This window comes from Methanococcoides orientis (assembly GCF_021184045.1).
GTDB lineage: Archaea > Halobacteriota > Methanosarcinia > Methanosarcinales > Methanosarcinaceae > Methanococcoides > Methanococcoides orientis.
This window is the reverse complement of sequence record NZ_CP073710.1, coordinates 733,245-757,228: the sequence shown is the minus strand read 5'-3', so window position 1 is coordinate 757,228 and position 23,984 is coordinate 733,245. Positions and strand designations below refer to the sequence as shown.

Genomic DNA, 23,984 nt, shown 5'->3' with positions numbered 1-23,984 from the left:
CTCACCTCACACATCCAGATTGACAACTTCTTTTGCATGCTTCTGTATGAATGCTTTACGCGGTGCGACCTCATCTCCCATCAGGATAGAGAATATCTCATCAGCAGCTACTGCATCTTCCATGCTTACCTGCAATAATGTCCTTGTCTCAGGATTCATTGTGGTTTCCCATAGCTGTTCAGGATTCATTTCACCAAGACCCTTGTATCTCTGGATGCTGGTTCCTTTTTCACCGATCTCTTCAAGCTTTGCTGCCTTTTCCCTGTCAGAATAGACATAATGTTCAGCCTTTCCTTTCTTTATGCGATAAAGAGGAGGCTGGGCGATGTAAACATAACCTGCATCGATAAGCGGTGTCATGTACCTGAAGAAGAAAGTAAGTATGAGTGTTCGTATGTGTGCACCATCGACATCAGCATCAGTCATTATGATGACTTTGTGGTAACGTGCCTTTTCCAAATTATAGTCCTCTCCGATACCTGTACCCATTGCAGTGATCAGGGAGAGCACTTCGTTGTTCTTAAGTACTTTTGCAAGACGTGCTTTCTCAACATTGATGATCTTACCCCGAAATGGCAGGATCGCCTGGAACTTACGGTCACGTCCCTGTTTTGCTGAACCGCCTGCAGAATCTCCTTCCACAAGATAGACTTCGCTTACGGTAGGGTCCTTTTCAGAACAATCTGCCAGCTTTCCAGGAAGTGTGCTGACCTCAAGGGCGCTCTTCCTTCGGGTAAGTTCACGTGCTTTCTTGGCAGCTTCCCTTGCGCGCCTGGCATCCAGTGCCTTCTGGAAGATGATAGTTGCTACCTTTGGGTTCTCTTCCATGTACTCTGAAAGTCCTTCTGAGACCATGGAGTCTACTATTCCCTTAAGCTCGCTGTTACCAAGCTTGGTCTTTGTCTGTCCCTCGAACTGGGGTTCTGTGAGCTTCACACTGATAATGGCTGCAAGCCCTTCACGAATATCCTCACCTGAGAGCTTCTCATCACCTTTTACCACATTATTCTTCTTGATGTAATCATTAGCAACACGTGTAAGTGCTGTCTTGAACCCGACAAGGTGAGTTCCACCTTCGTGAGTGTTGATGTTGTTAGCAAAAGAGTAGACGTATTCCCCATAGCTGTCAGTGTACTGCATGGAGATCTCGACTATGGTACCTTCTTTTTCTCGTTCGAAATAGATAGGGTCCTTGTGAAGTGGCGTCCTGCTCATGTTAAGATGCTCGACGAAAGAGACGATACCTCCTTCATACTCAAAGACATCCTGTTCCATTTCCTCCGGTCTTGCATCAGTTATGCTGATACGGATACCTTTGTTGAGGAATGCAAGTTCCCTAAGCCTTGTAATAAGAGTGCTATAATCGAAATGGAGCGTTTCAAATATCTTGCTATCAGGCATGAAAGTACTCTTTGTTCCGCTACCTTCTGCATCCCCGATAACAGATACATCAGCAACCGGTGCACCATACTCATAACGCTGATAGTACAATTTTCCGTCACGTTTTACTTCAACTTCCATCCATTCGGAAAGGGCATTGACAACTGATACACCAACACCATGGAGACCACCTGATACCTTGTAATTGCTCTTATCGAACTTTCCTCCTGCGTGCAGGACCGTAAGTACGACCTCGAGAGCGGATTTCTTATATTTCGGATGGGTGCCAACAGGTATTCCACGACCGTTGTCCACAACGGTAACAGAACCATCAGAATTGATGGATACATCTATTGAATCACAATATCCTGCAAGTGCTTCATCGATACTGTTGTCAACTATTTCGTACACGAGGTGATGAAGTCCTCTGGTGTCTACACTTCCGATATACATGCTGGGTCGTTTGCGTACTGCTTCCAACCCTTCAAGTACCTGAATGTGTGTTGCATCGTAATCTTGCCTGTCACTCATCTCGATTTTCTCCATGTGATGTGGCTTTTAGCTCTTAAATAAAATCATTTATCCTGTAAATGATATTTGTAGACAAAAAGTCAGTATGAATTAATTTAGTTTCAATTTACCAGATATTGTTTTTCATCTAAATTATCTGCTCGTACTATGCATTACATGTATATAAATGTATGATTGGTAATTGGGTTTATTTGGGAACCAATTTGTAGGAATATTAGATATATTGGATATATCGGAATATTACCAATACCAATACAATAAATCAGATCAGAGGATATAATCTGAACTTAACAACTCACATCTTACCTTAGAGAGTCTTAAGCAGTTTGTTGTAATATCTCAGTATCTGCCAGACTCCAGACGACCTCTCCGTTGAACTTATAATCGACCGGTTCTATTGCACGTGGAGACCTTAAAAGCCAGCCTTTAATGTTCTCACAATAGTTATCTTCCCGGTTCATATGACGTCTTTGGTCAAGTTTGAAATGAAAATCCGATTCATATTCCATACATTCGACCAGGTTTGCTGTCCCGATTATCATTCCTGTGGGCAGATCATCAAACAGGTCAGCAGGAACATTACAGTTCTCATTCACCCATTTCAGGTCCTTCTTACGAATAGGTGCTCTGCTAGCATAGATAGCGATCGTCCCCCGAATAGAGGTATTCTTCGAACGTATGTCTATATTTTTTAGCCCGTGTATTACCAGTGATGCCCATGGCTGCCTTATTGCAAGGACATGTATCTTTGGGTATGGCAATGCATGTTCATCCCCCATGTCCATACCACATTCGAAAAGCGTGCTCTGCTGGTGTGTGGAAGGTAAGAAACGGTCAAAATAAGTTGGTTCTTTTGGAATAACAGCGACATTCCATGTTTCATCCAATTTGATATTTGAGCCGGAAGCTGTTGAATTTTGAACCATCTTTTCACCGAATGCATTTTGTAAAGGCTACATTTTTTTAATTGTAGCTTTAAGCCAGAGTTCACTTATTAGTGGCAATATTTGTATTACTTTACCCTCTACTACTCTTTTTTATATTTATTTTTTGTTAATTTCCCAATAGTTAGCTATATTTACATGGATGCAATTTAGAGTACAAGAATAGCTTATATACTAACAGGCTTATCAAAAGCGTCATAAAGCGCTATACATATCATTTTGATAACTTTGTAAGGTGAATATATGTCATTAGAAAACCCAAGAACACATTATACCTCACAGATCGATCCGGAAAAGATCGGTGATGAAAAGGTCACTGTCTGCGGATGGGTACATGAAGTCAGAGACCTTGGCGGAATCTGCTTCCTGGTTGTCCGTGACCGTGAAGGAAAGGCACAGGTAACACTTGTCAAGAAGAAGATCGACAAGGAGATCTTCGATGCTGCAAGAAAACTTGTACGTGAGTCCATCGTGGCTGTGACCGGTTCTGCAAAACCTGAAGGCAAGGCTCCAAACGGCTATGAGATCATCCCTGAAGAGATCGTTGTCCTTAACGAAGCTGAATCACCACTTCCAATGGACACCACTGGAAAGGTAGATGCTGAACTTGACACACGTCTTGATTCAAGGTTCATTGACCTGAGACGTGAAAGGACCACAGCTATCTTCAAGATAAGACATGAGGTCCTTCGTTCAGTGAGAAATTTCCTGTCCGATGAAGGTTTTATTGAGACATCAAGCCCTAAGGTCGTTGCAACAGCTACCGAGGGTGGTACATCCCTTTTCCCTATCACATATTTTGACAGGGAAGCATTCCTGAACCAGAGTCCACAGCTTTTCAAGCAGATCCTTATGTCCGGCGGACTTGACAGGGTATTCGAGATCGGACCTATCTTCAGGGCAGAGGAGCACGACACCCGCAGACACCTTAATGAAGCTACATCCATCGATATCGAGGCAAGTTTCGTAGACCACTTCGAGGTCATGGAGATCCTCGAGAACATGATCGCTTACGTCTATGGGCAGGTCATCGAGAACGAAGCAGCTTCCCTTGAGAACCTTGGTATTGAGCTCGAAGTTCCAAAGACACCATTCATGAAGATCCCTTATAGCGAGGCTATTGACATTGTCAATGCCAAGGGTGAGGAAATGATCGAATGGGGTGGAGATCTTGGTACAGTTGCAGAGCACACCATTGGTGAGTATGTGTTCAAGGAAACCGGAGAATCACACTACTTCATCACTGACTGGCCAACCGAGATCAAGCCATTCTATGCTATGCCTTACGAGAACGACCCATTGATATCCAAGTCATTCGATATGATGCACAGGACAATGGAGCTTTCCTCCGGTGCACAGCGTATACACCTGCATGACATGCTTAAGGAAAGGATCGAATCCCAGGGACTTAACCCTGATGGGTTTGACTTCTACCTGCGTGCATTCAAGTACGGTATGCCACCACACTCCGGATGGGGTGTTGGTTGTGAGCGTCTTGTCATGACAATGCTCGGTGTTGAGAACATTCGCGATACTGTTCTGTTCCCAAGGGACAGGAAGCGACTGTCACCTTAAGGGTGGCAGTCCCATCATTTATTTTCCGGTAAAAGGGGAATTAAAATGAAAGAAAGAAATGCAAATGCATCAAGTGCTGAGAAGCAGGCAGCAGGAATTGCAGCAGCTGATCTTGTAAAGGACGGCATGGTCATCGGTCTTGGAACCGGTTCCACCACAGCTTTTGCTATTGCAGAGGTTGGAAGGCGTGTAAGAGAGGAAGGACTGGATGTTCTTGCAGTTGTTACATCCTATCAGGCCGAAATGCTTGCTATTGAAGCAGGTGTGCCACTTACAAGCCTCGCTGAGCACCCTGTGCTCGATCTTGCTATCGATGGTGCAGACCAGGTCGATGCTAACCTGAATGTCATCAAGGGCGGCGGTGCAGCACACACTCGTGAGAAGGTCGTAGCCTACTCAGCAAAACGCTTTGTTGTGGTCGCAGATGATTCCAAGATGAGTGAAAAGCTTAACCACTTCGTGCCTGTGGAAGTACTTCCATATGCAAGAGAACTTGTGAAAAAGCAGATGATCGAACTTGAAGGTGTCCCTCTAATAAGAATGGCATCCCGCAAGGACGGTCCTGTCATCTCCGATAACGGAAATGTCATCATGGATGTTGAATTTGGCACCATTGAGGACCCGGCAGAACTTTACCAGAGGCTGTCTGCCTGTGTGGGTGTTGTCGAGCACGGTCTTTTCCTGAACACCGACGAGGTCTATGTTGGCAGGAAAGGCGGCGCTGTTGAGATCATAAAATAATCGTCGTATTACAATTTCCAATGCGTGGTCCTTTAAGATATATTCAGGACCTGCATTGTGCTTTTTTTATTTTTGGATTTTAATCAATAATTTATTGGCATATAAGATTGATTAAAAACTTTTGAACACCATTTCTTTCAATGATTCTTCGATATTAAAGATCTCATCCATATTCCCGGCTAAGAGTATAACAGCAAAATCTCCGGATAACGGCAATGTATCGCAGCTAAAAGGAAATACAGAATTTAATTTTTTGCCATCATAAAGTACTGGCTCAATACGTTCAGTTAGCTCAAGAAATGAGCATGCTTCTGTCCTGATCTTTATAAATTTCCAGAATGGAATGGGAGATAATAATTCTTCAATGTTATCTACGATCATGCTCACATAAGAGGAACCGTTAAAACGAGCATTATTTTCAACAGGAAATATACCATCATCCGATACAATATAATCTATACCGACTACACCCCGATATCCGAATTCAGCCATATTAGTTACAATTTTTGCAGATGTTTTTGTAATGCAATTTAAAGTATCTGCTGATGCATTTGCTTCTTTGAGAGTGCCAACGTGTACCATCCCCCTTTCGCATATTTGATCTCGCATGCCAAGTGAATTTATATTTTCATCTCTGCTGATCGCCCACTGATCATTCGGAGAAGAAGAAACATTCAGAAAAGGTTCAATGATAACAGATCGTTCACCGCTAACTGCAATTTCGTGATATATTTCAGAAATACCATTGCCTTTCGTTTTGTATAACGACATGCCGGCTTCACCCAAAGTACCGCGAATAATAACAGTTTCGCAGGTTGACAGATATTCGTTAATGATGTTTTCCATATCCGTACAATTTTCATTGTCTTCAGGATGCATTTCAAATGAAGTACCTTCAACAACAGCTATCCCTAATTCTTGACATACGGTCTTGAAAGCTGACTTATCATTATACTTTAGTGTTGCAGTTTCAGTTGCTCCAAAAAGATCAGCTCCAAGAACTTTTGCAGCTTCAGTTTCCATACGACCTGAAAACCATGGCACATATACAGGTTTTTTCCCGAACTGCCTTATGATCTTTTTAACTGGTTCAGGATCATTAACGATAAGTTCTGAGAGCGACATTTCTCCTGAATAAGCATTATATTCTACAATATGATCCGAACCCAGACCATGAGAACGCAGCCATTTATGATACTCAGAGTCCAGCTTTCCGCGTAGAACTACCACATCATCAGGACGTGCTACCGGAAGCACTCGGTCACATTTTGAATTAACGGATGCATCACGGCGTGGGAACTGTGAAAAACGATCTGCCCCGTAAATTATTAGCTCATTGTCATTGTTTGAGATACATTTTCTGAGTGATTGATATTCATACATTAAATCTTCCTTTTTTATACAAATAGTTCCCATTTTATTGTTACTTGCTCCACAGCATCCAGCTATAGATGACTGTTAACACCAGGGCATAAACCAGGAGAACAGAAAACCACCTGCCAGAAAACTTGGGCGTTCGGATTGGTGCTAAATTAAAGACAGCCATAAACATAAACAATGAATATATAGCGACTGAAAAGATCGGATGGCTAAAAAAACTGTCAAACAGGAAGAGAAAAGCAAGAATAATGACATTGTTGTCAAGTGCCAATCCCATGTATGTCGAATCATCGACCAGGCCGAAAACATTGAAGTAACTCAGCCGTATTGCACTGACAGCGACGATCACGAATGCTCCAGGCAAGAACCATGGACTGAAATCCCCATAGCTCAAGAGAAATACAGCGGGGCAAATTCCAAAACTTACAATATCTATCAATGAGTCAAGCTGTCCCCCGAAAGCTCGATATTCATCAGTTCGTCCCTTCATCCTGCGAGCAATGAGACCATCACCCCAGTCAAAAACAACAGCCCAGATCATTCCAATTATCGCGATAGGTAAATTGCCTAATATGGCATAGTATATGCTAAGGACCGCACATAACAATCCTGCAAGAGAACAGATGTTTGGAAGGTCCCGGGCGAAAGCAAGCATTCCTGTCTGATGCGATTGCTGATGATCAGAATCGTTCATCAGAATACTTCCACTTTGTTGGAGTCAATAACATCTACTAATGCTTCAACTAATTTGCAATTTTCTGCTTCAGTACGGCTGGCGATACGAACATAACGGTCAGAATCAGGTAGGGTCTTGTCCTTACAGTGTTTTATGTACATATTATGCTCAATGAACAACTTCCGTGTGACTTCAGGACCACTTTGTGCATGATCAGGGAGGCGGCAGAAAATAAAGTTCGCATCGGGTTTATAAACAGTCATTCCCGGGATAGCACACAGGCTTTTGTACAGATTATACCTGTCGATCCGTACCTGTTTACAGCTTTCGACAAAATCCTGTCTGTAATCAGGCAATATTCGCAGAAACTCTTCGGCAAATCCGTTAATGTTCCATATATGTACACCTTTTCTTACAGATTCAGCAAATGCTAAATTTGCAGTTAGCAGATAACCAATCCTGATACCACAGATACCATAGGCTTTGCTCATGCTTTTAATGATGGCTATGTTCGGATAACGTTCGAGTTCATGTTCCAGAGTTGCCTTATCCTGATCATGTGCAAAATCTATGAATGATTCATCGATGATCAGCATACAGTCATGGTCTGCAAGTTTTTGTGCAAGAGATATTAGATCAGACTTTGGAACCAGGATCGATGTTGGGTTATTAGGTGTTACCACGACAGCAACATCTGCTTTAACCTTGATCGCTTCATCAGCAAACTTGTCTACATCCAATTGAAAAGATGGAAATTCAAGAGGAAATTCAACTACTTTGCCTACTGATGCTGCATTCACATATTCATTAAAAGATGGTACTGGAACGATCAACTTGCTGGATATATGGCCGGATATGATCTTGATAAGTTCGGCAGCACCGTTTCCTACAACGATCCTTTCAGCAGGCTGATCGATCAGATCACCTATGAGATCGTCAAGAGCATCCTGTGCAATCGGGTAGTTAAGGACAAGGTCGTGAATTTTATCTTTAAAACTTGTAAAAACTTCTTCTGGCGGGAAATACAGATTATAAAGATAAGCATGATCAATAAAGTCATGGCGATAGTAACCACCATGCTGTCCGGAAATAAATTCATATTTTTCAGATTGAGTCTCATAATTTTGTTGCATCATGCATCCCCTCCATAGAACTTTTTTGATGTGATACTTTATTTTTTAATTTGTTAGCCTCAATAAGTGGTTTCAGGTTGAAAGAGCTGGGCTTAGGCAATGGTTTTAAACCTGAAAGTGAACGAGGAATCCTCACCTTCACCCCACATTTTGATTGCTGGAAAAACGGCCTTGGTCTTCCAGAAGTATGTGGATTTGTGTCGTAAGGAATTATTGTTTCGTATTTATCCGCCTAAAATAGAGTCTCAGCCTTTGCCAGGTCTGCAACTGTATCGATCTCATACCATCGCTTGCTGTCAAAAGAGACTGTTTTAAGGTCGAGACTGCCATCAGCTACCATTTCAGCAAATACGGTTTCATAATAGTCATTTACTTTGCCGGCTGAAATGTACTGGTCAAGTCTTTCTGTAATACGCTGCCATGAAGATAGTGAAAAACTGTAGATATTAACAGTCTTGTATCTGGCCTCATCAAAAGTCCCAGCAATACCATTTTGGAATTTCTTAACATTTTGGGATCGATTGACTGTGACAGTGGAACCATTCATCCACGGTTGCATGCGTGCTACGGCAATTCTGTCAGGAGAGCACATTTCATCCAGAAGAGACCCATCAAAAACAAGATCACTTTCAACAAGCAAAAACGGCTCATTGATGATATTGCGTGCCATCCAGAGTGAATATATGTTATTGGTGGTCGCGTAAAGGGGGCTTATAATAAAGTCGATCTCCATTCCACAAGCCCGCGTTTCTAAAAAATCACGAATACATTTTTCCTGGTATCCTGTGACTACAACAAGACGTTTGAAGCCTTGCTTTTTCAAATTAATGACAAGTCGTTCAAGAATAGACGCCTCATGAACCATTGTGAGGCATTTCGGTGTGTCGCGTGTCAGAGGATAAAGACGGCTGCCCTTTCCGGCTGCCAATAATAATGCTGTAGTTATGGCTCCATTACCACGATTACTGTGGTCTGGGTTCATTGTATATCCGATTGTGTTTTTTCCATCATATATAAAGGAGTTGTTAGTACTTAAGGAGGATGGTAGTAATATCGGTCAATTCTGCCTCAGCTACTAAATTAATTTAAAGATGGAGATGCTGAAATCATTAAGTCATTTCAACTTGCTGAACTGATCTTGCAAAAAAGAGGAAGAAAGATCTGCAATGGTCATCAGACCGATAATGCATGTGTTTTCCACGTTCTTTTTAATTTCTGCTCACGGGCCCAATAAATGGTCTCTGTTGATGTTATATTGTATCCTATGATAGCTCCTATGGTGCTTATTTCAGTTGCATCAATAGTCTCTTCTTTTGAAAAACCGGGGGTATTCAATTCCACCTGACCACTAATCTCTACCGAAGATTTTCCGTTTATAGTTCTGTCCACAACTATAGTATTGTTTTCGGTCACTACCATTTTTGAGATGTTCTCACCGAAAATTGGTTCTACCGAATTTACGTATACATCTTCATCCCCGGAATTATACAAAAAGGCATTGAAACTAAGTCTATGACTGTCAGTATTGTTCCCATCAATGGATCCCAAGCCGACTGACATTACCGGTATTTGTATACCTTCAGGGACCTCTTCGACAGTTGCCATGTCATTGATGCTATATCCGATCGCAATTCCTAATAAAAGTATAAGTAGACCATATACAACTGCTTTATCCATTTAGCAAAAACCCCCACTACTAAAACTCAGACTCTGTAGAAATCCATCCTTTTTTTTATATTCTCACTTCACTTCATATACAGAAGAAGTATAATCACAAAAGTTTTAGACTAAATTAAGACAAATATTATCTTACCTTTTTGTTGTGGGGTTTAGCTGTTTCTGCTTGACTTTGCTGAACCCATACATTATAATAAAATCGCCCATGTTTTATAAATTTTTTGACTGATGTTTGCAAAATTTCCTTACTATAATTGCAACCTTACATAAAATGTACATAACATTGTTATTGCAATTCTGAAAAGAAACCATAGGGAGAATCTTTGTGCAAGGAAGTACGGAAATTAAGAAAAAAAGTGAAATTAAATATTGATACACAACCTTGCCAGATATGTCAAGGTTATGTATTTAGTTTAGTTGAGGATTCTACAGAGCTAAAATCAGTCATCCTCTCTTACCGGACAGGCACACATCTCGAGTAATGCTTCCTCGCTTGTCTGTGAACCACGTCCTATAAGAATATCCCCTTCCTTGACCATTGTTCGCGGTACAGGACTGTAGACCCAGCGTTCATGGCGCTTGATGGCCATTATATGAATACCGGTCTCGGTCTCAAGCTTCAGCTCCCTGAGGCTTTTGCCTATTATCGGAGAACAGCCGTCAACCTGCATCTTTATCATGACCTCATCGGATTCACGCACTGCTATAGTGATGATGGGGTGAAGGTCGATATCACGAAGGACAATGTCTGCAATTCCGTATGCAGCATCGGAGATGAACTCGGATGCATTAGCAAGGTGAAGCAGACCACGAAGGTGATTCACATCAGGAACATGTTTAGCGGTCTCAAGTACCCAGTGCTGAAGATCGGATTTCTTCTTATCCATCTCGGACTCAAGGGCCTTTACTTCTTCAGCGATGTCGGTGTTATCAAAGAGCAGGGCTGAATATGCAAGTCCTACGGACAGTTCTGCGGTGTTCTTCATATCAACTATAAGGTCCACTGCTTTTTCGAGATCCTTTAAAACGCTCACATGTTCGAACTTGCGTGGTATGTAATTTTTCATGGTTGCAAGTTCAACAAGCAGAGGCACACCTTCGTCATGACCTCTTGCGAAGATCACATCGTTTGGACGGACACGGGTGTCGTGATGCGGATCATAGATCCAGTCATTGCTCCTTCGAATGGCGATTACCCACATACCAGTCTCGACCTCAAGTTCAAGGTCTTCAAGGGTACGTCCACACATATCGGAATTCTCATTGACAGTCGCCTTTACAATTGTCTCTTCGGCTTCCCTGAGACCAAGTTTAAGCTCAAGAGGGATACCGAGATCCATCTCTACGATCTTTGCGATATCACCGGCTGCGTTGGCAATGGTCTCGGCGGATGCTGCCACCTGAAGAACACCTACCATATCTTCTGCTTCATCGATACGGCGTGTGCTTAACATTGCGGCCATTTTCATATGGTAATGAAGAGTGTCCATCCGTTCTTCAAGATGAAGTACTTCTTCAGAAATATCCTCGTCATCATATACCATTGCAGAATAAGCAAGATCTACCATCAGTTCCGAAGTATCCTTCATCTCAATAAGAAGGTCTTTTAGATTCCTCGGAATATACTTGATTTCTTTGTGACTCATATTATTGATACCAGTTATTAGGTATGATTTTTTAATTATTTATATATAATCGTTTTTCATGATCATTTTTAGATTATCTGCATCAGATGTAACGTTGTGAAAATAGCAATGATGCCAACGATATCTCCCAGTGTTGCGATGATAGGAATTACAGTATCATCGGGATCGATACCGAATCTGTGTGATGCGAATGCTATTGCGATGGTAGCTGAGAACACAGCGACCAGTTCAAAAATGCTGGAAATGATGCATATGGTAAATATTGTGAAGAAACTGAAGGTATTTTCTCCAAGACAGCATATCATCCAGGCAATAACGCTCAGGAACACCGAAGCTGACATCCCGACGATAAATGCTGCAATGACGCTGTTCTTAACGACCGGGTTCTTCTGGATGTGCGTGGTACCGATACCCATATGGAACGCCGAAGCCAGCCTTGCACCCAGCATACTTCCGGTATCGCCGCCGATCTTGATCAGCGCGGGTATCAGCAACAGTATGGTGGGTATGGCTACCAGATTCTCGATCTGGGAGTTCATCAGCTGACCTGCAGTAAGCCCGAGCAGTGATGTGAGCAAAAGGATAGGCAATCCCCTGCGGACAATGCTCTCGATGGTATAGTAGGTCATAACATCAGCACCACCTTTGCAGCCATTAACAGCATGAACATGGATACGATGTCCCCAATGGTCGCAATTGCAGGCGTCACAACGTTGTCAGGATCAAAACCGAACCTGAACATGCCTATTGCAAGGAGCACAGCAATAACCGCAAGAATGAGCCCTGAGGACACCCCTGCAAGCACAGCGATCAGCGTAAGGGATACAACTCCCGCACTTTCAAGCCCCAGCAGGGCTGTCATACCATGCCCTAATATCCCGAGAACCACAGAAAGAATAAAACCAAGCGTAAGCGACCCTAAAATATTATTAGTAAGCTCCGGATTGTTCTCGATCTTAGTAATAAGACCCATGTGTATAGCACTGCCAAGACGAGACCCAAGGGTGCATGAAATGTTCCCACGCATACCAAGAACTGCCGGATAAATGACGATCAAACCCGGAATCAGCTCAAGCTCATCAGTCATCCCCACAAGAATAAGACCAGCCACAGCTCCTCCTAACGTCGCAAGGATCTGGAACGGCAATGCCTCTTTCACAATAGACCGAATACTGGCATAATCTCCCAGGTATTCTTCCTCGATCTCAACATCGTCGTCCTCTTCAGCGTGGGAGCTGTAAGACATGTTGGGGTATTTGTACTATTAGTATTAAATGATTTGTGAGAGGTTGGGAGGTTAGGAGGAGGGAGATTAAGAATTTTGGTGAACCAGCTCAAAAAGCCAAAGTTATGATTTAACCAAAAATTGATTTAATCTCCTCATATTCAATATTTGTCTTCTTCATATCTGCAAATAGTTTATTTTTATTGATCCCCTTCAATTTATTATCCTCAATTATGAGCACATTTTTATGTTTTTGTAGAATATAATTTGCAGTATGTCTAGAAACTCCTAAATTTTGAAGGGCGATAGATAAACGGTTTTGTGTACCATACTCTAAAAACTGTGACCAATTTACCCCAGCGTTCTCTTCTCCAAAAACTTCAACTAGACTCATATAATAATGAGTGAAATACTTTTCAAATGAATATCTTAATGTCCCTTCAATGTCCTCAATAATACTACCAATAAGCGCGTTAATATGTTCTTTATTATTTTTATTAAATTCTCCAGCATCTTTATGTGCAATGTATATGTGTTTTTTATTGGTTACATGATAGTCTATTGAATCCTTTATTATTTGGTTAAGAGAAGTCCCATTAATCCATTGGTTCATAAGCAAAGCAAAATAGCTCAACGAATTTTTGTTCTTTAGATTTTTCTCCTTCTTATCCCATTCATAATTATCATAAAATTTTGACAATACCTTCAAGCAATTAGAATAGTCCACTTTTTGAGGTAATAGTACTGAAGAAGTATTTTTCCTTTTAAGAATAAAGTTGTATACTTTGTTTTGTATTTCAATATCAATTGATTGATTAGAATTCAAAACTTCCAGAGGAACTTTTAATTTTCCTGCTTTTTTATGAGCAATTGAAATTATTTCAGACTTATTCATTTCAATTAATTTTTGTATAACAGGGCTTTGATATCCACTATCTATTTTTAGCGTATCAATACAAATAATATTTGCAATGTACTCTAATATTTCTTTTTCTGTTAGAGTTCCTTTAATATCTTCATTTAGAAGTGTTTTTTCTATTTTCATTAACTCTTTTTCAGTATCAGTTTTTTCCTCGATAGTAGGTTTGAGTTTAATATCATTTTTTTGTTCTAATACTTCTGTATTTTTCCAATTTTTAATATCATCTCTAATACAATATATATTCCCAGATAATTCTTTTTTCAACCTTCCAGCTCTACCTGCAAGATTCCAAAAATCAATGTCTGTAAATTGTGATCTACCATTTTTATTGACAAGTATGAACACATTTTTAGTCGGAAGGTTTACACCTTCTAATAAGGTAGATGTGCAAAAAAGGTATTTTATGTGACCATCTCGATAAAGATTCTCTACAATATTTCGGACCAATTGAGGAAGACTTCCAAAATGGTATGCAATTCCTACTTCCAAAAAAGAGGCTAAGTAGAAATCTTCATGGATGTAATCCTGAATCTGTTTAATTGCTTTCTTTGTCTCTTGAGAAATTACAAAATTTTCTTTGCTTATAATATTTGCAAAGCTGAATGATTTTTCTATAGTTGTATTTTTTGAATTACAATAAACGATGTTGTAATCATTTTTACCCAAGTGTTTAATGAGATTATTTGTCTCATAAAGGTCAGTAAGTAATTTTGGATGAAATGTCTTGATCGAATCATCAATATAATGAGATACTGAGAATTCTAACATATTTATGAAAAATAAATTTTGAGATACTGGTGATTCGATTGTGTGGAAATTTTTGCTGGGATTCTTGTTAAATACTTTTAGAAAAATTTCTGGGTTCGATACATTTGGAGATGCAAAATATAAATTGATATTAGTGAATGTCTGCAATGTTTTTTCAATAGCTTTATAGGCAGTTACACTTCTCAAATCTTTCTGTGATGCTATTTTATGTGCTTCATCGACAAAAATAAAACCCAATGAAGGATTATCTTTTTTAGACAAATAGCTTAATAGTCTTTCAGGTGTTAGAATAAAAACATAATTAGAATTATCTTCTAATAATTCACTTACGTTAGAATTTGTTACAATTTTATACCCATATTCTTCAATATAGTTACCAAGCTCACTTTTTAAATCAAGAGTAAATTGGTTTATCAATGCTCTCGTGGGTACCATTATAACCAAATTTTCTTTGGGCGTATTTCCAAGTACTTCTCTGATAAATGACTTTATAATGAACGACTTTCCCATTGAAGTTGGACCAGAGAAACTGAATAATTTTGAATTCTTGAGCTTTGTGAATAATTCGTATTGTACATCTGTAAATACTAATCCTTCTGAATCTGGCACAGATTGAATAATCTCTTTAGCTGTTTTTTCCAAATTTCTATCAAAAGGTAATTTTGCAGGGTTTCTATCTTTTTTTTCCAGATATTCAATCGCTGGAAAATTTCCTAGCTTAGCAAAAACAGCTTTTGAATAAGTTCGATAAGTGGGATCCTCTTTATACGCATGATTCAATATGCTAATAATTTGATATGATTTATTACGAGCTTTAGAATCAGACGAATTTGAAAGAATATCAGCAAATCTCAACAAATGAACATACTCTTTTTCTGTAAGTTCTACGTCTCTTGTTGGCAACTGAAATAGCTCTGCTGATAACGAACTTGAAGCTTTTATGAATAATTCTTTAAAATATTGATCTCCAAGAACGTCTTCGGTTAATTTATCAATTAGAGTAGCATTCATGTTAAGTGGTCAATTTTTCAATGATGTCTTTTCTTATTTCTTTCAAATCTGTAAATGGGACGATATACAGATAAAAAGTGTAACCCCATAGATCTTTTTTTTCTATTTGCTTTTTTATGGTTTTAACAGAACTGAGAACTGAATCTTTAGTATTTTCTCTTAAATATTGGCGAAATTCTGCGTTACTAAGCTTTTTTTTATCATCATCAACTTTAATATCAAAACCTAAAAAGATTCCAAAAGATTTGTCTATGTTGTACTCATCTTCATTTGCAGACGGGATTATTATCTTTTTCAAAAAGTCATATGTTGAATCATCAACTGACTCCTTAATTAGTTGACTATTTATCAAATTCGTTTCAAATCTAACTTTATTCTTTTTATCATCTAAAAATTTCATTATTGAGCCAAATGCATCATATATCCCACTTTTTAAGTCAGAATCCAGTTTTGATTCTCCAAAAATTAACTGAAAATCACTAGAGTTTAACTTTAACAAATGTACCCCATCTGCCCCTTTTACATAATCGTTATTAGCCGTTTTTATTTCAAGTTTTGTTATTATTTTTGGAGCATTAAGGTGTGACTCAAGAAAACAATAGAGTAATACTTCACCCAATTCTCCTTCATTACTAGTATAATCTCTAAATTTATCGCGAGCAGTAACATATTTTTTGCCACCCTGACTATTTTTAAAGTTATCTAGTTCCTGTCTTGAAAGAGAAAAGGTAATAATGTTATCATATAGTTCATACAATAAATCATCATAAGCAAACCTGTTGCTATCTATTCTTAGGATAAAGAGATTCAATTTGTTTTGATTTTCCAAATCAAAATCAACGATCTCATGATAAAAAAGATCCAAGAAATCTTGTCCAATTTCTTTCTTTGGTAGCATCCGTATGCAAATAATTAGTAGTAGTATATAATAATTTCTAAACTTATTGTGTTTTTGTGGGAGACCTAAACCAAACTAAAAACACAACTTTGACATACATGTCAACGTTTTGTATTAGATTACACATTCAAAGTATCTCTCACAGCCACTTCCACCAACTTTTCACTATCCGATTGTGCCTGCTTTATTTTTGCTTCAAGCTGGTCGCAAATTGCCATGAGTTGATCGACTTTGGCGACTATGCGTTTTTGTTCTTTGAGTGGCGGTAGTGGAAGGAGTATTTTTACCATTCTTGTTAAACCTAAATCTCTATTTGAACTTCCATGAGTAAATTTTTGAGATTGCTCATAGCAAAGTGGGCAATTGAGTGCATAAGCAAGATAATATGAATCTACATATTTTCTAGCAATTTGAAGAACGGAAAGATGAACCCATACACTAAATTCAAAATCCAAATCATTAACAAGTGCTACTCCTGTAGTGCCTCCTTTTGTATAGAGTATATCTCCTTTATCTGGTTTAATGCGTTCACAAAACTTTTTGTGGTCTTCAGGAGATACGTACTTAACAGAATCAAGTTCAAATCCACCTAATTTAACGTTCCGAGCAGAAAGGAAAGGTATTCCTTCTTCCTTTGTTACATATTTTGGGGAAAAGTGTGGACCATCCGCAACACTAAAACATAAGGTACCAAGCATGGTCCATTCCCAATTAGTTGGTATCTTAAATGGGACATCTTCATCATCGATTTCTGGCAAAGGCTTGGATTTTCTAATTACCTTCTCCTTCACCAACCTCTCCTTCTCAGCCTTAATCTTCCCCAACAACACCCCTGCCGGCTCATCACTAACATCCTGCTCCACAAGCTTACCCTGCACTGCAAGCTGCAATATCGCCTGCCTGAGCTTCTCCACATTATCCAGATCGTCATATAGCAGATCGAAGTTCTCACAAACAAGCTGCCAGTGTTCTGCAAATTCTTCAGGGCTGCCGGCATCGAGCATTTTGTTGAGTGCTGAAGTGTTTAGTTGGATGCGGCTTTCGTTTTTCTTTTGCTTGAGTGATTCGAGCTGGTCGCATAGTGCCATGAGTTGATCTACTTTAGTTACGATGCGTTTTTGTTCTTCTAGTGGTGGTAATGGGGAAACAGTGTGAATTATCTTTTGTCTTGAAATATTTGGTTGTGCTCCACCAGAACCTTGATTAGTAAAATGTTTTCTATATGCTTTTAAAAGCAAGAATAAGTATTCATTGTAATATCCATCATAACACGTACATGCACAAACTGCTTGGTTTGTTGTTCCTTCTGTTTTGAGTATGGCAACTTTTCCAATTGTTGCACCATACATCGCAATAAGAACATCATCGGGACTATTAAGCCTTAAGGAACATTCTTTTAGTGCCAGAGTGTTGATTTTTTCATCTGAATCAGTAATGTATCCATCATTTAGTTCTCCTGACTTAAACCAATTAATTGATCCATCATAATACTCCATTTTTTTCCTATTTGGTGTTGCTCCGGCCCCCCAATCTCCAAGATTACCCAATCTTACCCATTTCCATGTTTTTGGAATTTCGAATAGATGCTCTGTTTCTTCAATTGCAGATAACGGCTGAGATTTTCTAATCTTCTTCTCCTTAACCAACCTCTCCTTCTCAGCAGTTATCTTCCCCAACAACACCCCTGCCGGCTCATCATCAGGATTCTGCTCCACAAGCTTACCCTGCACAGCCATCTGCAGGATCATCTCGCGGAGCTTCTGGATGCCGTTTGGGGATTCAGCGAGCAGGTCGAAGTTCTCGAAAAAGAGTTCGGGGTTCATGCGTTTTTACCTTCGAGGGCTGCCATGAGTTCTGCTTTCAGGGCGTTGCGGGTTTCGGAGATCTCGGAGAGGAGGGCTTTGTAGTCCTCAAGGAGTTCTTCGGGGTCGCCGTGGTCTATGGCTTCTTCGTGGGGGTTCTTGATGTCGAGGTTGTAGTTGTTTGCCTTGATATCGTCTATGTTGACCTTCCAGGCGAGTTCGGTTTCCTCGCGGTTATTCCACCAGGCCTTTTCGGGTTCGAACTCCTGAATTCGCATGGGTTTGGTCTTGGAGTAGGACTTGTAGCCTTCGGGGTAGGGGTGTTCGTAGTACCAGATCTCTTTTGTAGGCTCTCCTTTGGTGAAGAACAGGAGATTGGTCTTGATGCCTGTGTAAGGATTGAACACGCCGTTTGGAAGGCGTACAATGGTGTGAAGGTTACACTCATTGAGCAACTTCTCTTTTATGCGAGTTTTGACACCTTCTCCGAACAGTGTTCCGTCAGGGAGGACTATCGCACCACGTCCATTATCCCTTAGCAGGTGGGTGATAAGGACGAGGAAAAGGTCGGCTGTTTCTCTTGTCTGGTAGTTGGTAGGGAAACCGGACTCGATTCCGTCCTCCTCGGTTCCTCCAAATGGAGGATTGGTTATGATCACATCTACTTTATCGGATGGATTATAATCCCTCAGAGGTCTTGCAAGTGAGTTGTCCCTGTGGATCTGTGCGGGGTTCTCGATGCCATGCAACAGCATATTGGTTATGCATAGCAGGTGTGGGAGTGGCTTCTTTTCAACGCCGTGAATGGAATTTTGCAAAATTTGTTCATCCTCAACGTTTTCCACCTTGTCTCTCAGGTGTTCAATAGAGGATTTCAGGAAACCGCCGGTACCACAGGCAGGGTCCAGTAGCTTTTCCCCGATCTTCGGGTTCACCATCTGCACCATGAACTCAGTAACAGCCCTTGGAGTATAGAACTCGCCGGCATTTCCGGCACTCTGGAGGTCTTTCAGGATCTTCTCATATACATCTCCGAAAAGGTGGCGGTCATTAGAAGCGTTAAAGTCGATCTCATTGATCTTGTTGGCCATCTGACGGATCAGGGTGCCGTTTTTCATATAATTGTAGGAATCTTCGAAAACATCACGCACCACAAAGCCACGTGGGTCTGAGTTCTCAGTAAACGAAAGGTCTTTCAGGGTCTTGAAAAGATCGTTGTTCACGAAATCCAGCAGTTCTTCACCGGTTATGCCTTCTGCATTCTTTGCCCAGTTCCTCCACCTCAACCGCTCAGGGAGAGGAGACACATAGTTGTCTTCCATCGCCTCGTATTCTTCTTCCCTGTCATCGTATATCTTCAGGAAAAGCATCCATACAAGCTGACTAATACGCTGTGCATCCCCATCCACACCAGCGTCCTTCCTCATGATATCCTGTATAGTCTTGATAGTAGTACTAATTGACATCGTTTTTTCCTCTTCCTGCGTTGCTCAGCAATTAAGCTTCAGCAAGGTATAATTGTGTTTCCATTTCCTCGACAGCTTCAAGGAAATTCTCTTTGTTCCCGAAGAGCTTAATGATCTCAATAGGTGTTCCAATATCACTCAATGGTTTCACTCTGAGAATATCGAGGTCCTCAAGGTTTTTGATACCTTCATCTGCATACTTGTCCAGAAGAGCATCAAGAACATCACGTGCTCGATCTCCGTATTTTTCAAAATAGCCAGTCCTGCGAACATTGTTCGCCCTCTGCTTGCGGCTCAATGGCGGCTGATCGAAAACCACATGGCAGATCATGTCGAATGGGTCATAATTTCTGCCGACCTCCTCTGCAAGTGCATCCAGCAACAGGCCTTTGTCCTCAAGCTCTTCAAGTATGGCGGTCTTCTTTCCGGTATCTGACCAGTGCTTTAAGAATAGGTCAAGAGATGAGAACTCCTTAAGCATAGTATTTTTAGTGTAATCCTTGATGGATTCCGTCACCAGCTTCCCGTCAGAACCGTAGTACTGTACTCTCTCCGCAATGACGGAAACGCCCACATCATCGACCTTATAGGGCTTGATCTTCTGGGTTGGCATGTTTGGGCGAAGTGGTTTAGTTCCTGATCCTTTGTAAACCTCGACCGGTTCACCATCAAAACCAGGATCTGCAAACCTTTCTGTCGCATTTCTGAAATCCATGATCGTGAAATAGAATTTATTATAATCTTCATTTATACGAGTTCCACGCCCTATGATCTGCTTGAACTCGGTCATGGACTTGATCTGTTTATCAAGAACAATAAGTTTGCACGTCTGCACATCCACACCAGTACTCAGAAGCTTGGATGTGGTAGCAATGACGGGGTAGCGGTTCTCAGGTATGATGAAATTGTCCAGTTCAGCCTTTCCTTCCTTTTCATCGCCGGTAATTCTCATCACATATTTGCTGTTCTGTGAAAGATCAGGATTCTCATTAACAAGAGCCTGTCGCATTCTCTCAGCGTGATCAATGTTCTCACAGAAGACAATGGTTTTACCGTACCTGTCTGTTGCTTTGAGAAGCTCAGTTACCTTTTTAGCGACCACTTCAGTCCTCTGCTCGAGAACGATCTCACGGTCGAAATCCTGTTGATTATAGATACGGTCGATTATTTCTCTGCCATATTTGTCCCGCTTCCCTTTTTGAGGTCTCCATCCCTGAATATCCTTGTCAAGGTCGATACGAATGACCTTGTAAGGAGCAAGGAAACCGTCTTCAATCCCCTGCTTAAGCGAATAGGTATAGATCGGCTCACCGAAATAGTGAATATTGGATACAGTCTCCGTTTCCTTTGGAGTGGCTGTCATACCGATCTGCGTAGCGGAATCAAAGTATTCCAAGATCTCTCTCCACGCAGAATTCTCGTCAGCACTTCCACGGTGACATTCATCCACAACTACAAGATCAAAGAAATCCCTTGAGAACTGCTTGTAGATGTTCTTCTCTTCTTCATTGCCGGTTACAGCCTGATATAGTGAGAGATAGATCTCATAGGACTTGTCAACCTGTCTCTTACTTATTTTAGTCATTGCAGAACCAAACGGCTTGAAGTCATTGGTCTTGGCCTGATCAACCAAAATGTTCCTGTCTGCAAGGAAAAGAATACGTTTCTTCGTCTTTGATTTCCACAACCTCCAGATGATCTGAAAAGCTGTGTATGTCTTACCGGTTCCGGTTGCCATAACCAGTAGAATGCGGTCCTGACCCTTTGAGATAGCATCAATAGTTCTGTTAATGGCATTTATCTGATAATATCGTGGACTCTTGCCTGCGAAACTGGGATAATAATCCTGTTCAACCAACTTATTATCAGCATTATCAATCCCTTTCCACCTGCAGTAGGATTCCCAGAGTTCCTCCGGTGACGGAAATTGATCAAGAGAAAGTTCCTGTTCGATCTTATCGGAGTTTCCTGAACGATCATGGAACAGGAAAGCATCACCATTGGAGCTGAAAGCAAAAGGAACATCCACCATATCAGCATAGCCAAGGGCCTGCTGCATGCCTTCACCCACTTCAAATTTGTTATTCTTCGCTTCAACAACAGCAATTGGAATATTGGGTTTATGATATAGAATGTAATCAGCACGCTTGTTCTTGCCACGGGAAACTGTCTGACCACTGACAATTATTCTCCCGTTGGTAAGTGGTACTTCCTCACGTACCTGTGTATGAAGGTTCCATCCTGCTTTATCGATAGCCGGAGTGATGAATTTGGTGCAAATATCCCTTTCACTCAGTTCATTTTTGTTAATTTCATCCATTTTCCAGCTTCCAATAATGGTATCAGAATAAAGATAATATGTATTACTTTGTAACTTAGAATATAAATTTTGATATAAATAATTAATTCAAGTTCCTGCTCCAACTATACGAATACAAATTTCTCCAATCAGTCCCCATATCATGCTAGTGGTAAACTAACTTTACTAGTAAAGCATATATACTAGTAAAGTCTACTTACCAGTGTCGATGCTTAACTCATCAAAGTGGAGGTCAAACATGGAGTCTAAAAGATATAATATTACAGAGAAGGATTTGTTAGTAATTGATTATTTCATTATGAAAGAAAGTGATGTGCTTGGAAGCGAAAATGCGACCGAATCTCACTTTTATTCATATCCTGCAAAAATTGAAAAGGATCTTGAAGGTACCATTTCCCGAGTTCATGCCAAGGAAGTATGTAACAAATATGAGAAGATGGGTATATTTTCTTTTGAGATGAGGAAACCACCTCGACAGAAAAATGAAACCAAGTATTTTTATCTGAACTCTGATCTGAAATCATTTAAGAAGATCATAAGAATTGTTCTTGATAATTCAGACATCAAAAATACAGTTCGAATCTTCGGATACGATTACATTCAATCAAGAATAAATGAAGACCTTATAAGAAAAACACTTAATGAGAAAGATGCGATTCCGGAAAAGGTCTTTGATCTTTTTTCCTGGGAAGAATCAGAAGCATCTCTCCTATTCAAAGATTATCTTAATAGCAGAACAATTTATACCGATTTCTCTATAGAAAAACTAATAAAAGCTGGTAAAACATATCCGGAAATTGTAGCAGAAATGACAGATGGGGACATTGATTCTTTTAGCATCTATGTGCAAAGAAAAATTGAAAGAATTGATTCTGAAAAAGGATTGAAAATAAATCAATTCTATCCAGTACAGATAATGTTAAAAATGCCTGTCCTGGATTTCGATAACAATAATATCAACGAATCTATAACAAAAATAGAATCACTGAACGAAGATGTTTTTAAGAAATATCCGAGTTTGAAGACCTGCCATAGTGCCTTAAAAACCTACTATAATAAATGGCAACAGAATTGCCTAATTACACCAATCCTATTACTTATAAAAAGCTCCCCATCAGCCCTCGGAGAATTTCTTTGTGAAAAATGGGAACTAGGGGATAGTAAACCATATGAACATATTCTCACGGGAACATTCGATCCAGTTATGGAAAAGCTTTTGTTCTTAACAATTGGTGACCTGGCAAGTTCCGGATCATATCCTAAAAACGAACTAATTGATGAAACTATTATCTTTTCAAACGTTACCAAAGTAGATGGAACTGAAAAAAATGAACTCATGTCAGTAATATTCAACAAATATAAAGAAATGTATTTTACTAGAAGTTTTTCAGTTGAATCATTATTTGGTGATGACAATGCTCCTAAAAGAAGTTCGTTCAGTTTCTATGATCAAGGAATAACATACCAGTTTGATATTCTGAAACAGCTTTTAGAGATATTAGAAAGCATCACAGACTTTCCAAAAATGCTGGAATATCTGAAAGATACAGAAAAACCGGTTTGTAAGATCCTGCACAATCACTTTAGTCCGGAAACAAAGAATCTGGTCAAATATATTGATACCGAATCAGAAATACCAAAATATCTAGAAATTACGTTAAAAAACGATCTTAGAAACGTGCTACTTAAAGAAAATTGGTCTGAATTGTTGTACATTGGTTTTGACGAACTTTCCGAAATATCTAAAGAAAAATTTAAAGACTATTTGGATATTCTTAAAAGAGATAGAGCAAATAGAAGTGATCATTTTATTTTATTCTTTAGAATTGAGTTGGCCAAGCATATTTTGAAAGATGTATTTGGAGAAGCACTTTCATACGAATATTAAA

The 23,984-nt window shown here is 40.0% G+C and carries 18 protein-coding genes; 3 read left to right on the top strand and 15 right to left on the bottom strand.

All coding sequences use genetic code 11. The annotated features are described in order from the left end of the window. Positions 1-6: 6 nt before the first annotated feature. A complete protein-coding gene (gyrB, locus tag J7W08_RS03785; RefSeq protein WP_233085317.1) occupies positions 7-1,911 on the bottom strand; it encodes a DNA topoisomerase (ATP-hydrolyzing) subunit B in 1,905 nt (634 codons plus the stop codon). Positions 1,912-2,228: 317 nt separating this feature from the next. Then, entirely contained in the window at positions 2,229-2,837 is a 609-nt protein-coding gene (locus tag J7W08_RS03780) for an ASCH domain-containing protein (RefSeq protein ID WP_233085316.1), read from the bottom strand. 261 nt (positions 2,838-3,098) lie between these two features. On the opposite strand from J7W08_RS03780, the gene aspS reads away from it, so the two are divergent. Continuing rightward, positions 3,099-4,430: an aspartate--tRNA(Asn) ligase gene (gene aspS, locus J7W08_RS03775; RefSeq protein WP_233085315.1), complete on the top strand. Its 1,332-nt coding sequence runs from the start codon at positions 3,099-3,101 to the stop codon at positions 4,428-4,430. A 45-nt stretch (positions 4,431-4,475) separates the two neighbouring features. Then, a complete protein-coding gene (gene rpiA / locus J7W08_RS03770) occupies positions 4,476-5,171 on the top strand; it encodes a ribose 5-phosphate isomerase A (protein ID WP_233085314.1) in 696 nt (231 codons plus the stop codon). Positions 5,172-5,282: 111 nt separating this feature from the next. On the opposite strand, the gene J7W08_RS03765 is transcribed toward rpiA, so the two are convergent. The 13 genes from J7W08_RS03765 to hsdR form a co-directional block, all read right to left on the bottom strand. Then, complete coding sequence (locus J7W08_RS03765; RefSeq protein WP_233085313.1) at positions 5,283-6,554, bottom strand: carbamoyl-phosphate synthase large subunit family protein; 1,272 nt, start codon at positions 6,552-6,554, stop codon at positions 5,283-5,285. 40 nt (positions 6,555-6,594) lie between these two features. Then, positions 6,595-7,245: a CDP-alcohol phosphatidyltransferase family protein gene (locus J7W08_RS03760; RefSeq protein WP_233085312.1), complete on the bottom strand. Its 651-nt coding sequence runs from the start codon at positions 7,243-7,245 to the stop codon at positions 6,595-6,597. Beyond that, on the bottom strand, positions 7,245-8,363 hold the full coding sequence (locus tag J7W08_RS03755; protein WP_233085311.1) for a pyridoxal phosphate-dependent aminotransferase: 1,119 nt from the start codon (positions 8,361-8,363) through the stop codon (positions 7,245-7,247). The genes J7W08_RS03760 and J7W08_RS03755 overlap by 1 nt, the downstream gene beginning before the upstream one ends. A 229-nt stretch (positions 8,364-8,592) precedes the next feature. Continuing rightward, a complete protein-coding gene (locus J7W08_RS03750) occupies positions 8,593-9,342 on the bottom strand; it encodes a phosphocholine cytidylyltransferase family protein (protein WP_233085310.1) in 750 nt (249 codons plus the stop codon). Between the two features lie 191 nt (positions 9,343-9,533). Further along, entirely contained in the window at positions 9,534-10,037 is a 504-nt protein-coding gene (locus tag J7W08_RS03745) for a hypothetical protein (protein ID WP_233085309.1), read from the bottom strand. 440 nt (positions 10,038-10,477) lie between these two features. Continuing rightward, a complete protein-coding gene (locus J7W08_RS03740; protein ID WP_233085308.1) occupies positions 10,478-11,683 on the bottom strand; it encodes a potassium channel family protein in 1,206 nt (401 codons plus the stop codon). 68 nt (positions 11,684-11,751) lie between these two features. Then, positions 11,752-12,312 (bottom strand): magnesium transporter, encoded by a 561-nt coding sequence (locus J7W08_RS03735; protein ID WP_233085307.1) that lies wholly within the window; start codon positions 12,310-12,312, stop codon positions 11,752-11,754. Then, positions 12,309-12,929, bottom strand: a complete 621-nt coding sequence (locus J7W08_RS03730) for a magnesium transporter (RefSeq protein WP_233085306.1) — start codon at positions 12,927-12,929, stop codon at positions 12,309-12,311. Before J7W08_RS03730 ends, J7W08_RS03735 begins: the two co-directional genes overlap by 4 nt. A 109-nt stretch (positions 12,930-13,038) precedes the next feature. Further along, the gene (locus J7W08_RS03725; RefSeq protein WP_233085305.1) at positions 13,039-15,609 is read right to left on the bottom strand and encodes a DEAD/DEAH box helicase; all 2,571 of its coding nucleotides are present in this window, start codon (positions 15,607-15,609) and stop codon (positions 13,039-13,041) included. Between the two features lies 1 nt (position 15,610). Continuing rightward, positions 15,611-16,507: a HamA C-terminal domain-containing protein gene (locus tag J7W08_RS03720; RefSeq protein WP_233085304.1), complete on the bottom strand. Its 897-nt coding sequence runs from the start codon at positions 16,505-16,507 to the stop codon at positions 15,611-15,613. A gap of 119 nt (positions 16,508-16,626) precedes the next feature. Beyond that, entirely contained in the window at positions 16,627-18,330 is a 1,704-nt protein-coding gene (locus tag J7W08_RS03715) for a restriction endonuclease subunit S (protein WP_233085303.1), read from the bottom strand. Further along, entirely contained in the window at positions 18,327-19,775 is a 1,449-nt protein-coding gene (locus J7W08_RS03710; RefSeq protein WP_233085302.1) for an N-6 DNA methylase, read from the bottom strand. The genes J7W08_RS03715 and J7W08_RS03710 overlap by 4 nt, the downstream gene beginning before the upstream one ends. A 31-nt stretch (positions 19,776-19,806) precedes the next feature. Continuing rightward, positions 19,807-22,095, bottom strand: coding sequence for an EcoAI/FtnUII family type I restriction enzme subunit R (gene hsdR, locus J7W08_RS03705; protein ID WP_233085301.1), 2,289 nt, complete (start codon positions 22,093-22,095; stop codon positions 19,807-19,809). A gap of 238 nt (positions 22,096-22,333) precedes the next feature. On the opposite strand from hsdR, the gene J7W08_RS03700 reads away from it, so the two are divergent. Next, positions 22,334-23,983 (top strand): hypothetical protein, encoded by a 1,650-nt coding sequence (locus tag J7W08_RS03700; RefSeq protein ID WP_233085300.1) that lies wholly within the window; start codon positions 22,334-22,336, stop codon positions 23,981-23,983. Position 23,984: the final 1 nt, after the last annotated feature.

What these genes read in the sequence shown, in the direction of transcription:
- J7W08_RS03710 (WP_233085302.1), bottom strand. Translation starts at nt 19,775, where the DNA reads ATGTCAATTAGTACTACTATCAAGACTATACAGGATATCATGAGGAAG.
- J7W08_RS03735 (WP_233085307.1), bottom strand. Translation starts at nt 12,312, where the DNA reads ATGACCTACTATACCATCGAGAGCATTGTCCGCAGGGGATTGCCTATC.
- J7W08_RS03700 (WP_233085300.1), top strand. Translation starts at nt 22,334, where the DNA reads ATGGAGTCTAAAAGATATAATATTACAGAGAAGGATTTGTTAGTAATT.
- J7W08_RS03740 (WP_233085308.1), bottom strand. Translation starts at nt 11,683, where the DNA reads ATGAGTCACAAAGAAATCAAGTATATTCCGAGGAATCTAAAAGACCTT.
- aspS (WP_233085315.1), top strand. Translation starts at nt 3,099, where the DNA reads ATGTCATTAGAAAACCCAAGAACACATTATACCTCACAGATCGATCCG.
- J7W08_RS03720 (WP_233085304.1), bottom strand. Translation starts at nt 16,507, where the DNA reads ATGCTACCAAAGAAAGAAATTGGACAAGATTTCTTGGATCTTTTTTAT.
- J7W08_RS03760 (WP_233085312.1), bottom strand. Translation starts at nt 7,245, where the DNA reads ATGAACGATTCTGATCATCAGCAATCGCATCAGACAGGAATGCTTGCT.
- gyrB (WP_233085317.1), bottom strand. Translation starts at nt 1,911, where the DNA reads ATGAGTGACAGGCAAGATTACGATGCAACACACATTCAGGTACTTGAA.
- rpiA (WP_233085314.1), top strand. Translation starts at nt 4,476, where the DNA reads ATGAAAGAAAGAAATGCAAATGCATCAAGTGCTGAGAAGCAGGCAGCA.
- J7W08_RS03715 (WP_233085303.1), bottom strand. Translation starts at nt 18,330, where the DNA reads ATGAACCCCGAACTCTTTTTCGAGAACTTCGACCTGCTCGCTGAATCC.
- J7W08_RS03730 (WP_233085306.1), bottom strand. Translation starts at nt 12,929, where the DNA reads ATGTCTTACAGCTCCCACGCTGAAGAGGACGACGATGTTGAGATCGAG.
- J7W08_RS03755 (WP_233085311.1), bottom strand. Translation starts at nt 8,363, where the DNA reads ATGATGCAACAAAATTATGAGACTCAATCTGAAAAATATGAATTTATT.
- J7W08_RS03745 (WP_233085309.1), bottom strand. Translation starts at nt 10,037, where the DNA reads ATGGATAAAGCAGTTGTATATGGTCTACTTATACTTTTATTAGGAATT.
- J7W08_RS03750 (WP_233085310.1), bottom strand. Translation starts at nt 9,342, where the DNA reads ATGAACCCAGACCACAGTAATCGTGGTAATGGAGCCATAACTACAGCA.
- J7W08_RS03725 (WP_233085305.1), bottom strand. Translation starts at nt 15,609, where the DNA reads ATGAATGCTACTCTAATTGATAAATTAACCGAAGACGTTCTTGGAGAT.
- J7W08_RS03780 (WP_233085316.1), bottom strand. Translation starts at nt 2,837, where the DNA reads ATGGTTCAAAATTCAACAGCTTCCGGCTCAAATATCAAATTGGATGAA.
- hsdR (WP_233085301.1), bottom strand. Translation starts at nt 22,095, where the DNA reads ATGGATGAAATTAACAAAAATGAACTGAGTGAAAGGGATATTTGCACC.
- J7W08_RS03765 (WP_233085313.1), bottom strand. Translation starts at nt 6,554, where the DNA reads ATGTATGAATATCAATCACTCAGAAAATGTATCTCAAACAATGACAAT.